General features: G+C 44.8%; 15 protein-coding genes. 8 read left to right on the plus strand and 7 right to left on the minus strand.

What is annotated here, in order from left to right:
* A partial coding sequence (locus H6F63_RS11905) for an ATP-dependent metallopeptidase FtsH/Yme1/Tma family protein (RefSeq protein ID WP_190637597.1) occupies positions 1-593 on the minus strand: 593 nt, incomplete at its 3' end.
* Positions 594-1,200: 607 nt separating this feature from the next.
* Positions 1,201-2,472 (minus strand): ferredoxin--NADP reductase, encoded by a 1,272-nt coding sequence (gene petH / locus H6F63_RS11910; protein ID WP_190637599.1) that lies wholly within the window; start codon positions 2,470-2,472, stop codon positions 1,201-1,203.
* A gap of 539 nt (positions 2,473-3,011) precedes the next feature.
* Between petH and H6F63_RS11915 the strand changes: the two genes are divergently transcribed.
* The 5 genes from H6F63_RS11915 (at position 3,012) to H6F63_RS11935 (ending at position 7,207) form a co-directional block, all read left to right on the plus strand.
* On the plus strand, positions 3,012-4,022 hold the full coding sequence (locus H6F63_RS11915) for a phosphoribulokinase (RefSeq protein ID WP_190637601.1): 1,011 nt from the start codon (positions 3,012-3,014) through the stop codon (positions 4,020-4,022).
* A gap of 230 nt (positions 4,023-4,252) precedes the next feature.
* Positions 4,253-4,894: a class I SAM-dependent methyltransferase gene (locus H6F63_RS11920; RefSeq protein ID WP_190637603.1), complete on the plus strand. Its 642-nt coding sequence runs from the start codon at positions 4,253-4,255 to the stop codon at positions 4,892-4,894.
* A gap of 85 nt (positions 4,895-4,979) precedes the next feature.
* Positions 4,980-5,492 carry a hypothetical protein gene (locus tag H6F63_RS11925; protein ID WP_190637605.1) on the plus strand — a complete coding sequence of 171 codons (513 nt, stop codon included), beginning with the start codon at positions 4,980-4,982 and terminating at the stop codon, positions 5,490-5,492.
* A gap of 98 nt (positions 5,493-5,590) precedes the next feature.
* Positions 5,591-6,478: a hypothetical protein gene (locus H6F63_RS11930; protein WP_190443814.1), complete on the plus strand. Its 888-nt coding sequence runs from the start codon at positions 5,591-5,593 to the stop codon at positions 6,476-6,478.
* A gap of 489 nt (positions 6,479-6,967) precedes the next feature.
* Positions 6,968-7,207 (plus strand): Nif11-like leader peptide family natural product precursor, encoded by a 240-nt coding sequence (locus H6F63_RS11935; RefSeq protein ID WP_190419684.1) that lies wholly within the window; start codon positions 6,968-6,970, stop codon positions 7,205-7,207.
* 139 nt (positions 7,208-7,346) lie between these two features.
* Here the strand turns inward: H6F63_RS11935 and H6F63_RS11940 are convergent, their stop codons facing one another.
* Complete coding sequence (locus tag H6F63_RS11940) at positions 7,347-8,219, minus strand: inositol monophosphatase family protein (protein WP_190637608.1); 873 nt, start codon at positions 8,217-8,219, stop codon at positions 7,347-7,349.
* A 57-nt stretch (positions 8,220-8,276) separates the two neighbouring features.
* Entirely contained in the window at positions 8,277-9,140 is an 864-nt protein-coding gene (locus tag H6F63_RS11945) for a sugar kinase (RefSeq protein ID WP_190637610.1), read from the minus strand.
* A gap of 22 nt (positions 9,141-9,162) precedes the next feature.
* On the opposite strand from H6F63_RS11945, the gene rsmI reads away from it, so the two are divergent.
* On the plus strand, positions 9,163-10,050 hold the full coding sequence (rsmI, locus tag H6F63_RS11950) for a 16S rRNA (cytidine(1402)-2'-O)-methyltransferase (protein WP_190637613.1): 888 nt from the start codon (positions 9,163-9,165) through the stop codon (positions 10,048-10,050).
* A gap of 117 nt (positions 10,051-10,167) precedes the next feature.
* Here the strand turns inward: rsmI and H6F63_RS11955 are convergent, their stop codons facing one another.
* On the minus strand, positions 10,168-10,362 hold the full coding sequence (locus H6F63_RS11955) for a hypothetical protein (RefSeq protein WP_190637615.1): 195 nt from the start codon (positions 10,360-10,362) through the stop codon (positions 10,168-10,170).
* Between H6F63_RS11955 and H6F63_RS11960 the strand changes: the two genes are divergently transcribed.
* Complete coding sequence (locus H6F63_RS11960; RefSeq protein ID WP_199297970.1) at positions 10,349-10,852, plus strand: hypothetical protein; 504 nt, start codon at positions 10,349-10,351, stop codon at positions 10,850-10,852. The two genes, H6F63_RS11955 and H6F63_RS11960, sit on opposite strands and share 14 nt — an antisense overlap.
* A gap of 138 nt (positions 10,853-10,990) precedes the next feature.
* Here the strand turns inward: H6F63_RS11960 and H6F63_RS11965 are convergent, their stop codons facing one another.
* Together H6F63_RS11965 and H6F63_RS11970 are read right to left on the minus strand one after the other, a co-directional pair.
* Positions 10,991-12,067: a hypothetical protein gene (locus H6F63_RS11965; protein ID WP_190637617.1), complete on the minus strand. Its 1,077-nt coding sequence runs from the start codon at positions 12,065-12,067 to the stop codon at positions 10,991-10,993.
* A gap of 639 nt (positions 12,068-12,706) precedes the next feature.
* The gene (locus H6F63_RS11970) at positions 12,707-13,630 is read right to left on the minus strand and encodes a nucleoside hydrolase (RefSeq protein WP_190637619.1); all 924 of its coding nucleotides are present in this window, start codon (positions 13,628-13,630) and stop codon (positions 12,707-12,709) included.
* A gap of 337 nt (positions 13,631-13,967) precedes the next feature.
* Here H6F63_RS11970 and H6F63_RS11975 point away from each other — a divergent pair, with 337 nt between their 5' ends.
* The gene (locus H6F63_RS11975; RefSeq protein WP_190637621.1) at positions 13,968-14,399 is read left to right on the plus strand and encodes a nucleoside deaminase; all 432 of its coding nucleotides are present in this window, start codon (positions 13,968-13,970) and stop codon (positions 14,397-14,399) included.
* Positions 14,400-14,521 lie beyond the last annotated feature (122 nt).

Consider the following 14,521-nt stretch of genomic DNA (forward strand, 5'->3'; position numbering starts at 1 on the left):
AACCGTTCCGGTTGCTTCAGGAAGGTAACAACTTCTTCTAGTTCTTCTTTTGCTTCTTCAATCCCAGCTACATCGTCAAATTTGATTCCTGTTTTCGCCTCCATCTGGAATCTGGCTCTGGATTTGCCAAAGTTCATCGCTTGACCGGGGCCACCAGGAATGTTGCTAGAGCGACGGAACAAGAAAAACAGCCCAGCAATCAACAGAATCGGGAAAATCAAATTTCCCAGAAATCCCCAAATAGCGCCGTCGTTACGGGCTGGATGGGTATCAAAGCTGATATTAGCTTTTCTGAGCTGAGAAATCAGTTCTGGAGCATTTGATGGCAAATCTACCCGCAGCCGCTGTATTCGGTTATCCAAGTCTGGATCGACGGCTTCCACAATTGCCGTCCGACCGCCATCGTATAGGTCAACACTGGTTAAGCGACCGTCATTGAGATATTCCAAAAAGCGCCCGTAGGTCATGCGGGTGCTGGCGGTGTTCTTACCCATGTCAGCAGGAGCGGCAGCAAATGCCCCTTGCCACAGGAAAAACCCGATCACCAAGGCTGGTAATGTCCAAAGAACTAATATTCTCCAAGAAAATTTCATAAGCTAGCGGCGTCTCCAAACGGTTAATATATGCAGATTCAATCCAGCTCTGGAGTCATGAAAAAGACTAAATGAGCGCAGTATCTTTGCTGTTTTTTTTCACCAGTGCAATCTGGCGAGCCTGAGTGAGGCGTTAGTAAACATTTTAACGTTGAACTTAATCAAATTTAACTTAATTCTCAGGATTAGGGCAACTAATGGCTATCTGATACTACAACATACGTAAATTGTCAATAACAACAAGGGGGTTAATTTTTTGAATTTTGCTTTGATCATTGGAGATAGCCAGCAGCCTTTAATAGGGTTTCTGGAATGATCGGCTACATATCGCGCCCTAACTTATAAAAAGAGCTTTTGAGGTATATAGCAGTCCTAAATGATTCGTGAAGGCGAGATACGCGACTTCTTAGAGAAGTCCGGTATCTGAAGGGCTGGCACCTCACAACTAAAACAGGATTGTTATACGTTTCCTCGCGATCGCTAAATCAAACAATAATCCAAAAAGGTATGACGCGCCCGCTTCCCAGGTTTAAGCCACGAGAAGCCGACGCGCCAATATAGCCAATTTAGATTATGAGAATGAAAGCCTTTCGGGGCAGTTTCAACCTTAGTAGGTTTCTACGTGCCAGCGACCAGCTTTCTTCATCGCTCGTTGGTATTCAGTCCAGTTCACCCCTTCCTTGGAGGCGACGGCAGAAAGCGCCTCATCAATGCCACCTTCCATACCCTTCAATCCACAGATGTAGGTGTGGGTATTATCTTTCTGCATCAGTTCCCAAAGTTTTTCAGCATTCTCAGCAATCCGGTCTTGGATGTACATTCTGCCGCCTTGGGGGTTTTTCTGTTCGCGACTGATGGCGTAGGTCAGGTGGAGGTTGTCTGGGTACTTATCCTGCAACTCTTCCAATTCTTCTTTGTAGAGGATGTTGGGAGTTGTAGCGATACCAAAGAAGAGCCATGCCAAACCGTTGAACTTATAGTCGGGGTTAGCTGCTCTTTCGGCATCTTTGAACATCCGCCATAGGTAAGCGCGGAATGGAGCAATTCCAGTTCCTGTTGCCATCATAATAATCGTGGCATTCGGATCGTCTGGAAGCAGCATTTCCTTACCAGTTGGCCCGGTGATTTTCACTTCATCCCCAGGCTTGAGACCGCAGATGTGGCTAGAGCAGACACCATAGACCATTTCGCCAGTCTCAGGATGCTTGTACTCTAGTCTCCGGACGCACAGGGATACAGTCTTGTCATCAACTGCGTCACCGTGACGAGTTGAAGCAATTGAGTAAAGTCTGAGCTTTTCCGGTTTGCCTTTCTTGTCGATTCCCGGCGGGATGATACCAATACTTTGACCTTCTAAATATCGCAAATCCCCCTCAGAAATATCGAAAGTGACGTGACGACAAGTGCCGATTCCACCCTCACGAACCATTTCTTCATTGCTGATACACCGACCAATAAAGGGATTATTCGGACGGTAGATATTAACGGGAATATCTTTTTCAGTCTTTTCCTTCGCTTGAGTCATAGGCTTGCTTTCTTCTCCTGCTTTCTTGTCCTGTGCTGCGGGTTGTGAAGAAGTGGCTTGCCCATTCGCTTCGCTTGTTTGCGCCACAGAGCGGCTGGCTAAAGAGCCATTCATGCTGCTGTCAACACTCAGTTGCTGGATGTTGACAATTTTGCCACCCATACGAGCGATCCGCCGCATTTCTTGGTTCATGCGGCTGTATGGCACTGTGATGAACACGCTACCACTGCGACGAATGGGGTAGTTCAGTTGGTCAGTTTGTTCGTTCTGACGCAGACCCACTACTTCATAAACAAAGACGCGGCTCCCAGATTCTGTATTCGCAGTACCGTTGCCTGTGCTTGAGTTATACATTAGCTGTTAAATATCTCCTCCGATCCCAGGTTCACTTAACATTCTGCTACAAAGCGCACTCTTAAAGCACATACCAGCTGTACTTAGCGATTGATCAAAATGGAGCGCGATCGCTCACTTTGGGGCCGTCACCACTGGGAGATCGCCTAGTTTCTTAGCCGAGAACCCAATGTTTGCACTTCCACAATACATAGTCATCCCAGCAGAGAATGTCGCTATTGAGTCAATTTAATTTTTTCTTTCTAAAAATGCGCTTGTAAGCGTAGCATAAGAACTGAGCGAGATAATTCTAATCACAGTCAGCCTTGTAGCGTCTATCTCATTCTGGTAAGATACAGTGTAGCAGCTAGTATTAAATACTTACTGGACTGGGCTTGAGTCGTCCCCAACGGGCAACAGCTTTCAGCTGTGCTGTATGTTCAAAATGGTTATGCTTTAGTGCTTATGCCACCGCATAAAAACCGAGGGGAACCTCTTGGCTAGGGATTTAGATTGCTTAAAACTACTGAAAAGAAAATTTTTTGCGTTAGAGGGAAGCTATGACCAGTCAGCTGGATCGCGTGGTTCTAATTGGTGTTGCTGGAGACTCCGGATGCGGTAAGTCCACATTTTTGCGCCGATTGACAGATTTGTTCGGGGAAGATTTTGTGACGGTGATCTGCTTGGACGATTACCACAGTTTGGATCGTAAGCAGCGCAAAGAAACGGGAATTACAGCGCTAAACCCGAAGGCGAATAACTTCGATCTGATGTACGAGCAGATCAAAGCGCTGAAGAACGGTAAGAGTATCGATAAGCCAATTTACAACCACGAAACCGGCGCGATTGATCCACCAGAGCAAGTAAACCCTAACCACATTATCGTGATCGAGGGACTTCACCCGTTGTATGATGAGCGGGTGCGATCGCTTCTAGACTTCAGCGTTTACCTAGATATCAGCGATGAAGTCAAAATCGCCTGGAAAATTCAGCGAGATATGGCTGAGCGTGGACACACCTACGCTGATGTCATGGCTGCCATCAACTCTCGCCGCCCCGACTTTACCGCCTACATTGAGCCGCAGAAGGAACACGCTGACGTTGTGATCCAGGTTTTGCCGACTCAATTAGTCAAGGAGGAAAAGGAAGGCAAGATTCTCCGGGTGCGTCTAATTCAGCGAGATGGTGTGGAAGGCTTTGAGCCAGCTTACCTATTTGATGAAGGGTCAACAATTGATTGGAGACCCTGCGGACGCAAACTTACCTGCGGCTATCCTGGCATCAAGATGTACTACGGGCCAGATAGCTATTATGGTCACGAGGTTTCGATTCTGGAAGTGGATGGTCAGTTTGAAAAGCTAGAGGAAGTTATCTACATCGAAAGCCACCTCAGCAAGACTTCTGCCAAGTACCACGGCGAACTGACAGAACTGTTGCTTCATCACCGAGAGTATCCAGGCTCTAACAATGGTACTGGGTTGTTCCAAGTGTTAGTAGGTCTGAAAATGCGGGCGACATATGAGCGCTTAACTTCTGGAAAGAGCCAGCCTCTGGCAGCTACGAAAGTGTAATTAAAGGCTCTCATGCTCTCAGGCAAAAGAAAAGAGCGTTGAGAGCTTGCTGAGTCCCAACTATTAAATTTGATAATTAACAACGCGAGAAACTGACAGAAGTCTCTCGCGTTTTGTTTTTACCTTAACCAGCTGATGACGGCGTGTGAGTATTGAATGCTTGCTTTGCGTTTAAATTCCTTGACATTTCCTAAACTGAGAAATGTAAAGATATTGTAATCTTGCATCTTATGTTCCTCAAACCGAATCAACGCACAAAGTTAGACGATACGGATGATACGCTGTTCTACTCCTACCCGCGCTTTGTGACGCACGTAGACGAAGGCTTCATTAAACAGCTGACAGATTTATATAGAGAACGGCTGAAGCCAAATACTCGCATCTTGGACATGATGAGCAGCTGGGTTTCCCATCTACCAGAGATGGAATTTGCTCACATCGAAGGACACGGACTCAACGAGGAGGAACTGGGACGCAATTCCCGTCTAGATCATTACTTTGTACAAGATTTAAACAAAAATCCGAAGTTACCCTTGCCAGATGGTGATTTTGACGCGGTTCTCATTTGCGTTTCGGTGCAGTATCTCCAATACCCAGATGCGGTGTTTTCTGAGATTCACCGGGTTCTGAAACCGGGCGGAATTGCCATTATCAGCTTTTCTAACCGGATGTTTTACCAAAAAGCGATCGCTGCATGGCGGGATGGTTCAGAATCTAGCCGCGTTGAGTTGGTTAAAAGTTACTTTACCTCAGTCCCAGGATTTAGTCCGCCTGAAGTCATTACCCGCAAATCCAGCACTCCCAATTTCCTCCAGTGGATGGGTGCAGCTGGCGGCGATCCTTTCTATGCTGTAGTAAGTCAGCGGCTTTAAGCTAAGTGGAAATTTCCCCAGGTAAGATCGCAAAAATGCCAACATGGGGATTAAGTGTAGAAATTAAAGCTATCAGGAGGCGGTAATGTTTTTCCAAAACGGGCGTAGAATTTTAGCGGCTTTATTACTGTCAGTTTTGCTGCTGGTGACATCTTGTGCAACTCAGGCTCCCTCTCCTTATGCTCAGGCGCAAAAGGAAAGTACCCAGAGAAATGCCCCTTCAGCAGTTGCCAAAGATGCTACACAGGGTAGCCAATTTAACAAATTCTTTCCAAAAGGTAGCGGTGGCTTCCAGACCGTACCAGCTCAAGAGAAAAAAGGCTTTGCTGAGTATAAGCTGAAACAAGGCGGCAAGGATGTAGCGGTGCTGTCTATCAATGACACAGTTAGCACACCTACAGCCGCAGGGAAATTCAACAGCAGCACTCAAAAAATCGCTGGATATCCAGCAGTTAATCAGGGCAGTAACGGCACTGCTATTTTAGTAGGCGATCGCTACCAAGTTAAAGTGCAATCCCGCGATGCTTCCTTTACCCAAAGCGATCGCGAAGCATGGTTACAAAGATTTAATCTCAGTGGTCTGGCACGACTGAAGTAAGTAGTCTGTTGCTATCGTTAGCATGGCTAATCGTTGAAAAATGATTAGCCATTAGCTAATGACTAATGACCATTGATTGACTAAACAAGGAGACTTTTGTGAGCAAAGCTATTTTTGAATTGGTTGATGAACTACCAACCAACAACATGACCACGAGAGCGCTACGAGCGCTTGATTTTGTAGTTCCTGGCGAGTGGCAAAATATAGTTGGATTCGACAACACCATTCGCGCTGTCACCGGAGAAACCGACGCCGCCTTTATTCAGCAAATTGGCGAACGCGCTGTTTATTTGTATAACGACAAGTCGCAAGGTTATCAACGAGCCATGTGGCTTTATCAAACTGTTGATAATGCAGATAAAGCCTTGGGTGCAGCGGCTCTAGCCAACAAAGTTGGTGAAAACATTCCCTTTCTGGGACTTTTAAACCGCCTTACTCCCAAAGCTAACAAAGCTCAAGCTATTGATTTGACCATAAAATTAGTAGTTGAGTTAGTTGCTTTCTGCCAAATCAACGGCATACCTGGAGACAGCATCGGCGATTTTGTTACCTCTTTGAGTGACTATAGCGGCGAATCTCTGATGCGGATGGTGGCGCTGGTTTGCTTTGATGGTCTGGTTCCTCTTGGCCCTGACTTCCTCCTGCAAGCTACTTCCAGCTTAAATCAGACAAATCCCTCAGAATTAGAACAAAATCAGACCTATCAGCGTGTCCACGATCTGATTCCAGGTGGCAGTTCTCAAGGTAAGCTAAACTTCATTGGTCAAAGCTTTGATTCAGTCAAAGGCTGGATGAGCGGTTTGGTTACTTCTCGCGGTTTGACACCACAAAAAGTTGTTAGCAACCTGCACAATTTTGTAGAAATTTCTAACGACAAGTTAGACTACTTGGGTGCTTTTCTAGATGTGACAACTAACTACTACGAACACACTGGGACTCAAACCCTGGCTCGTCGTTTGATTGAACGCGCCTCAGCGGAAATTTAAGCTCGACAACTAAAGTCGCGACTCTCGCGAACAAAGCCCGCCTTCGCGGGCTTTAATTTTAAGCCTCGCGTTGCGCGGGCGTAGTACGCAAAAGCCAAGGCTAAAGCAATGTGGCCAAGTAACTCTGTAGAATAAATTACACAACCTTGCCTTGCTACATAAGGCTTTCAATAGGATTTGATATGTAATTTATTTCGCATATCCACTTAATAGATGCAATATTGGGATGCACTCTATTTTTTTTGCTTTAATTTTTGTCACTATTTTGTGATTTATAGCACAGAAATACTTATTCTTAAGAGTATCTGATAAAGCCGACGTGAGGGGTAGGGGGCGATCGCTTCTCTCCCAATACGGTTTGGATAAGATAATTTGTTTACCGATAACCGTTGTAAAGACGTTTTATCTTAACGTCTCTACTCCCCCAACCCCATGCCGACTCCAATGCACTATGCGATTGAATCAAAGATTCAAAGGAGATTTACTGTCATGGCAATAGAAACTGTTAGAGAATTTTTGGAAAGCGTAAAACAAGATCAACGATTAAAAGAAAAAGTTAAAGCAGCACAAGAACCAGAAACTTTGGTGGAGATTGCCAAAGAACGTAGCTATATTTTCTCACCAGAAGAATTAGATACTGCGTTAAGCAATTTGTCGAAGAAGCAAGACGAGTTGGCAGCTTTAGTGAATCCAGGTATCTCACCCCGGCGACATCTTCATCCAAGGTAATTGGGAATTGGGGATTGGGAATTGGGGATTGGGAATTGGGGATTGGGGATTGGGGATTGGGGATTGGGAATTGGAATTCGGTAAGAATCTTACCCAGTCCCCAGTCCCTAGTCCCCAGTCCCCAACCCCCAACCCCCATCTATGCCAAAATTTCTGATGCCTGCTGACAAATTTCTTCGTGGCAGTTACCGTTACTAGCTATCAAGCAACCCCATTGATTTACATCCCCTGTGTTGTACTTCAAAGGGTTGCCATCAACATGAGTAAACTTTCCGCCAGCTTCTGTCAAAATTAACTCAGGTGCAGCCATATCCCAATCTTTGGGAGCAGACTTTCCAGATAGCGAGATGTAAACATCTGCTGTTTGTTCGATGATAGTAGCAATTTTGCAACCGACGCTGCCCACATAATGTTTATTTTTAAAGGGCAGGTTTTGCAATAATTTATCGAAGCGCTCATCCCGATGGGTACGACTGGCGACTACGGTTAAATCTTCAATCGTGTTGCGTTCGGATACTCGTATTGCCGTTACTTCCCCGTCACGGTTTTCTACAAACGTGCCACCGCCAATGGTTGCGTAATACAATTTTCCAGCTTCAGGCACTACTACCACTGCCGCCACTGGTCGTTCTGCATTGGTTAGGGCAATATGAACGGCGTATTCCCCAGTACGGTCGATAAAGTCTCGCGTACCATCCAGGGGGTCAATAATCCACACCCAAGGTTGAGTAGGTATGGGTGTCTGAGATTTATAAGTTTCTTCGCTGAGGTATCCGAAATCTTGGGTACCTAAAGATGCCTGCAAGTTATGCAGAATGTATTGATTTACAGCCACATCAGCAGCTGTAACTGGCCCATCTTTTTTGTCTTGAATTTCCAAGTTGCCGACGCTTTTATCGCCGCGATAGTAAGACTGTAGGATATCGGCGGCACCCCAGCCAACAGTTCGGGCGATCGCTACAATTTCTTCTAGCCCTTCATATTGGTTTTCGCCCAATGATTTTAATGTCACTTTAAGATTCCTCGATCGGCAGTTGGTGGGAAGTCAATAAAATTAATTAATCCTTAATTATATGCTGCCTTGCTGCATCCATCGCCGAGTGCCAAAAAATTGGCAGGAATGGGAGGCAATTTTTGCCGCTAGAGCGATCGCATCTGTAAAATTTTCCTCCAAAATATAATGGCAAAAGGCACCATGAAAAATGTCACCAGCGCCCAAGGTATCCACAGGATTGATTTTGGCAACTTCCACCCGGCCATTTGTACCTTGCGAAATGTATTGGATCGGTTTTTCGCCGTTGGTAATGGCAATATGGGGGATTCCCATTTCTGATAAATAAGAAAAAACTTCTTCTGTTGTATTGCAACCCGGTGGATAAAAATTTGCCGAACAAAGGGCGTAATCTACAAAAGGCAATACATTCTCAAATCCAGGCTTCCAACTGCCGCCGTCTATGACCACAGGGATATAATTTTCTTTGGCTTTTCGGGCAATTTCCTGTCCAACTGCCATTTGATGCCCATCAATGAGGACGATATTAACCTCTTGCAAGATATTTTTGGGAATGCGATCGCAACTAACTTGAGTTTTGGTAGCATTCAGCGAAACGACAGCGCGATCGCCTGTCCCTTGAGTAACGATAATAGAAGATATGGGCGGCGGCTCGTCGTGGATGGGTGCTAAGTCTATTTGTGTAACAGTGTGACTTTCCAAGTCACTCCGGATTAAGCAATTAATCGGATGACTGCCAACTACACCCAAAAGCGTTGCACCTCCGCCCAAATAACTAAAAGTTACTGCGGCATTGGTAGCAGGCCCACCGGCTGCCACAGTATAGTCAGATGCCGCCATTTTTTGATTTTTTTGAGGCAAACCTGCCGTTAAATAAACAAAATCTAAAGTAACTAATCCTACAAAAAGTCCAAGTGCCATCTAACTTCAGAATTTTGAATATATGGGAAAAGCAGATAGTCTTCCTATAGCACTTTATGTTGTAGGAACTCCAATTGGCAACCTGGAAGATATGACTTTTCGGGCGGTGCGAATTTTGCAGGAGGTGGATGCGATCGCAGCTGAAGACACGCGCCACACTGGGAAGCTTTTGCAGCATTTTCAGATAAAAACGCCTCAAATTAGCTACCACGAACATAACCAAGCACAGCGCATTCCAGAGTTGTTGCAGCAGTTGAAAATGGGGAAAGCGATCGCGCTGGTCACTGACGCTGGGATGCCAGGAATCTCCGATCCAGGTTACGAACTGGTTAAAGCCTGTATTGAGGCAGAAATGCCCGTAGTTCCTATTCCCGGTTGCACTGCTGTAACAACTGCCCTAAGTGCTGCTGGATTACCTACAGATAGATTTGTATTTGAAGCCTTTTTACCAGCAAAAGGTGCAGACAGGCAACAACATTTAGAAAGTTTACAAACAGAAACCAGAACTCTCATATTTTACGAAGCACCCCACCGACTGCGGCAAACATTGCAAGATTTAGCCGCTGTACTAGGAGAAAACCGGAAAATTGTATTAGCCAGAGAGTTAACAAAGTTGCACGAAGAGTTTTGGCGGGGAACAATTGGGGAAGCAATTCTTCACTATACTCAGCGCGAACCGCAAGGAGAATTTACTCTCGTCGTCGCTGGTGGTGAGTTGGTAACACCGTTGCTGTCAGAAGAGGCGCTGAAAGCAGAATTACAGCAGCTATTGTATCAAGGAATATCGCGATCGCAAGCTAGTCGCCAATTAGCAAAAGCTACTTCCATCCCTCGCCGCCAAATCTATCAATTAGCTTTAGAAATTCCGGTTATTCCCAACACCGAAGCGGAAATAATAGAAGAAAACTAGGGGCTGGGGATTGGGGACTGGGGACTGGGTATTAGGAAGCTTTCCCGAAGTCTACCCAATTCCCCATTCCCAATTACCAATTCCCCAATTTAATATGAAAACCCAATTCTTCTCTGGTTACTTAATTTTTCTGATAACACTTACGGGTTGTACTACGTCAACAAAACAGCCAACCTCTTTAAGCACGCCTTCACCCACCACCACGGCGACAACGCTGCCGTCGCCAACTTCCACCCCAGCACCAACATCTGTAAAATTGTCTTCTGTCTCAGCGAACTTTAAAATCTCACCAGAGGGTATGGGTACTGCCAAACTGGGGATGACTCTGGGACAACTCAAAAAACAGTTGGGAGCGAATGCTGAGTTTAAGGTAATGTCGCCTTATATTGTAGATTTTGATGCGATCGCAGTCAGTCAAAATGGAAAAGTACAATATTATGTCCTCTACCCAGCTGCAAAACCCCTAACTGACTCCGATAAAATCGAATATTTGCTAACAGAAAATCCCGCTTATCGAACTGAAAAAGGAGTAGGTTCCGGCACAACACTCAAACAAGCCGAAGCAGCTTACGGAGATGCCACTTTGTCTTACAACACCGCAGTAGAAGGTAGAGAATACGTCAGCTTTGCTAATGAGCCTGCTAAGAATATCGCCTTCCGCCTTGGTTCCTTTGGAGATAACAGCTTGGTAGGAGTTTATCCCTCAGCATCCGGCGAGTTTAACCAAACCAAGCAATATAAAGATGACGGCATAATTCGCGCCGTTAGAGTTGATTGTCAGGGTCAAAGCTGCGGTAATTAATAGCCCTTAAAACACCTGAAGACTAAAGTCAAGGGAGAACAAACAACGCCTTTGCATTGGCAGGCATTGTTTGTGTAGCCACACCCTTTAGAGTGTAGGCTGCTCTCATTGGATGCACCCTTGACTAATAACTAAGAACTAATGACTAAACACCTCATCAGAAAACATATCTGTCATCGTGCGTAGATAAGGTAACAAAGTTGCCATATCCTCAGGATTTAGGAGATTGTGCATTTGCCAACCCATAGTTTGTAGCATTTGTTGCACCAGTCTCCAGCTCACGTTCAAGCGAGGGTATAACATCACGCACAAAGGAAAGAGTTCTTGCTGCACTGCTTGCATATTGTCTTGCAAAATGCACAGACATAGATAAACCTGAAACATCTCAGCATCGCGGATACTGGCGGTTTTGACAATATCTTCACTCAAGTTACCGCTGTAGGTGCGATAGTTGGGGTGTTGACGGCAAACTTGGTTACAAACCGCGTGGGCAATCTTGGTGCTGACAGGTAGAAGATTCTGAACTGCTCTGAGTGCTGGAGAATCCATGTTATGGTTAGCCGCAGCTTCGTAGGCAGCCCGTAGCGGCATATACATATGGTCATCCATCATTTTTAAGTACGGCATCCACAGCGCCTGCTCTGGCGGTGAAAGCCACTCAAGTAACATTTGACCCGTGTAATGAAACTGCATACTCACGAAGCCAATGGCGCGAGGATCAACCTTGGTATATTTCTGTCGCACCCGACCAAAGTCTGACCCCGCAGACACTGACACACGATGCGCCGTTACTCTCTCAGCATAGCCATCCAGCACTTTTTGAAATAAGTCGCGAGTATCTGCGGCAATTTCTAAGGGATTGATTAAGTCTGGGTTAATACCGTGGCGGCGAATCTCTTGTGATAAGAGCGTTTCAGTCTTAGACCAAGCTCTTGCACTGGCTAAACTCAAGTTATCTAAGAGCTTTTTAGCCGTTTCAGCTCGACCTTCAGCAGATGTAATTTCTTTTAAACTTTCGTTTTTTCTTAGCTCCTGAGCATCATAGTCCGCAGTAACAGCAACATAATACTTTCGCGCCCACAGGGCTGCTAGAGAATGCACGTTTGATTTTGTTGATTTGCGGGTAGAGGCGGGTGAAAAACTTTCAACGAGTTGAGGCTTGGAGGTAGAAACAGCAAGAGACTGAACTTTAGCCGATGCAGATAAGGGGGTCATAAAACATCCAAAATTATCAAAAGGTATTCAAATCTACCAATCCCAGCTTTTATGTCTGGGATTCCCCTCGCTATTGGCTTATGGACTTCGCCCATAGCCTTTAGTTATAAAAATCAAGCCGAGATATAACAGGGAAGACGGTTGACGTTACACGGAACAAAAAATATTTAATTTGCTACAGACTTTACAAATTCTTTACAGAATTTCTACAAACTCTTCACAAAATTAATTTATCAGTATTTTCCCTGGTTTTTGCAAATAATGAATCATTATGTATATAAATGTTAACCTAATGTAATGTTTCTCATAAATAAATTTATCCATTTTGTGCCTTGACAAAAACACAGGATTATCCACCAAGGGTCAAAAATGCGATCGCGTCGTGCTTTTATCCTCCTAAGGAGGCTGAGCCGGGGAACCTAAAAAATCATACCCTCACCTTAGATTAGAGCCAAGCGATCGCTTCTTCTACCTCTGCTTAGTCATCCCTCGTGCGTAATATCCCGTAGCTGAAATACAACGGTAATTGAAACTTAGGCAAAATTAAGGATTTCCCCTCTGAGTCGATTCAGCACAATTACTTAACTTAGACAACTAAGAGATTTGTAAGGCAGGCTTCCTCTACCCTGCATACATACATTAACGCGCCCATTGCTGCAAAATATAATCGTAAAATCGCTGCTTATCCACCTTCTCCATAACGCGAATTTTTCTACCTCCAGTTTCCACCTTTGTTCGTCCTTGACTCTTGCCACTTGTGACAATCATTGTCTCTTTTTCCCCCACTTCATAGAACTCTGGATGCGCGAGATATGCTGTAGCCAAAACATCCCAAAAATAATAATCTTGGGGGATAACGAGTGCATAACATTGTCCCGCCAAATCAGAAACAGGATATTGACGCTGACGACCCATTTGGCGCACCACTTCTGATGTCACTGGCACATTATTAGTCAGGTCTAAAGGACACAAGATAATCGGGATTGAAGTCTGCCAAACTCGATTCACACCAATAGGGTCCCAATAAGCATTCCACTCAGCCGAACCATCCTGTCCCGCCTCAATATCTTTGCTAACATTACCAGGAACATTCAGCGCACCCCCCATCCAGACAATCTCTTTAATTTTCCCTTCAATTTCCCTATCTAAATCTAGTGCAGCTGCTACGGTCGTCAATGGACCTGTTACCATTAATGTCACTGGTTCTGATGCTTCTTTTAATATCCGTACCATAAATTCCTGACCAGATTCTTTCACCAAGGGTGTTTCAATTGTTTCTCGTTCGTTGAGAATTGGGAAATGATCCACAACCAAAGAATCCCGGCGAAAAAGTCGCGGAAACGGATTAATTCCTCGCACTGTACTTTCTGCCACTGGTACATGAGAACATCCCATTAAATCTAGAATTTTGCGTGTTGCACTGACAGCAGGTTCAACATAGCAATCAGCTGGCGTAACGATAATACCGAGTGGTTGCACATTCTCCATCGTCATCAGCAGCATCGTGGCGAGATAATCATCAACGCCGCCATCATGATCCATTAATACGAGTTGTTTTAACATAGACATTTGCTTGAATTAAGCAGAGAATTATCTATCTTGGTGAAGCGTTTCCCGAAAATATTCACCTTATATCGGTAAAGTAGCCCCGGATACCTATCAGAGAAGTTTAAGTCTTACCTTAGTGAAAGAGGAAGCGCATTGGTGTAAAATTTTTGATAGATTGGCAATCTGTCGTTTAGAGGCTGCAATGGGAACTTCTCTCCAGTTGCAGCCTCATCTACACTATTAGCTACTCCTCCAGATGTTTAAAACTGGAGGACGAAGATATCAAAAACTTGAGCGATCGCGTTCCCAAGCAGTATCCTTAAAAAAAACTAACTGTGAGAAGTGAAGCCTTATGGATGAGTTTATGACAGATGCGATCGCACAAGCAAAACAAGGACTCGGTGAGGGAGGAATTCCCATCGGTTCAGTTCTAGTAAAGGATGGGAAAATTGTCGGTAGAGGACACAACAAGCGCGTCCAAGATAGCGACCCCGTTACCCACGCCGAAATTGATTGCTTACGCAACGCTGGCAGAATCGGCAATTACAAGGATACAACACTTTATTCTACGTTAATGCCTTGTTACCTCTGTGCTGGTGCCGTCGTCCAATTTGGGATTAAAAAAGTTATCGCTGGTGAGTCTGCAACCTTCTCCGGTGCAAAAGAATTTATGGAATCTCACGGCGTTGAGGTGATAGATTTAAACTTGGATGAATGTAAGCAGTTAATGAGCGATTTTATCCAGAAAAATCCGCAGTTGTGGAATGAGGATATTGGAAAGTAATCGTTAGGTTGCTCTTAATCAAAAGAAAAATTTTTTATTCTCAGTCAGTTGAAACCGTTAACTTTTTATGATATAATCATTCTGATAAGGAAGAAATATCGCATTATCAACTTTTCTACTAC

The sequence above is a fragment of the Trichocoleus sp. FACHB-40 genome (assembly GCF_014695915.1).
GTDB classification, from domain to species: domain Bacteria; phylum Cyanobacteriota; class Cyanobacteriia; order Cyanobacteriales; family FACHB-T130; genus Funiculus; species Funiculus sociatus.

Excerpts from the sequence above, each read along its gene's own strand:
- petH (WP_190637599.1), bottom strand. The coding sequence starts at position 2,472 with ATGTATAACTCAAGCACAGGCAACGGTACTGCGAATACAGAATCTGGG.
- H6F63_RS11915 (WP_190637601.1), top strand. The coding sequence starts at position 3,012 with ATGACCAGTCAGCTGGATCGCGTGGTTCTAATTGGTGTTGCTGGAGAC.
- H6F63_RS11920 (WP_190637603.1), top strand. The coding sequence starts at position 4,253 with ATGTTCCTCAAACCGAATCAACGCACAAAGTTAGACGATACGGATGAT.
- H6F63_RS11925 (WP_190637605.1), top strand. The coding sequence starts at position 4,980 with ATGTTTTTCCAAAACGGGCGTAGAATTTTAGCGGCTTTATTACTGTCA.
- H6F63_RS11935 (WP_190419684.1), top strand. The coding sequence starts at position 6,968 with ATGGCAATAGAAACTGTTAGAGAATTTTTGGAAAGCGTAAAACAAGAT.
- H6F63_RS11945 (WP_190637610.1), bottom strand. The coding sequence starts at position 9,140 with ATGGCACTTGGACTTTTTGTAGGATTAGTTACTTTAGATTTTGTTTAT.
- rsmI (WP_190637613.1), top strand. The coding sequence starts at position 9,163 with ATGGGAAAAGCAGATAGTCTTCCTATAGCACTTTATGTTGTAGGAACT.
- H6F63_RS11960 (WP_199297970.1), top strand. The coding sequence starts at position 10,349 with ATGGGTACTGCCAAACTGGGGATGACTCTGGGACAACTCAAAAAACAG.
- H6F63_RS11965 (WP_190637617.1), bottom strand. The coding sequence starts at position 12,067 with ATGACCCCCTTATCTGCATCGGCTAAAGTTCAGTCTCTTGCTGTTTCT.
- H6F63_RS11970 (WP_190637619.1), bottom strand. The coding sequence starts at position 13,630 with ATGTTAAAACAACTCGTATTAATGGATCATGATGGCGGCGTTGATGAT.
- H6F63_RS11975 (WP_190637621.1), top strand. The coding sequence starts at position 13,968 with ATGGATGAGTTTATGACAGATGCGATCGCACAAGCAAAACAAGGACTC.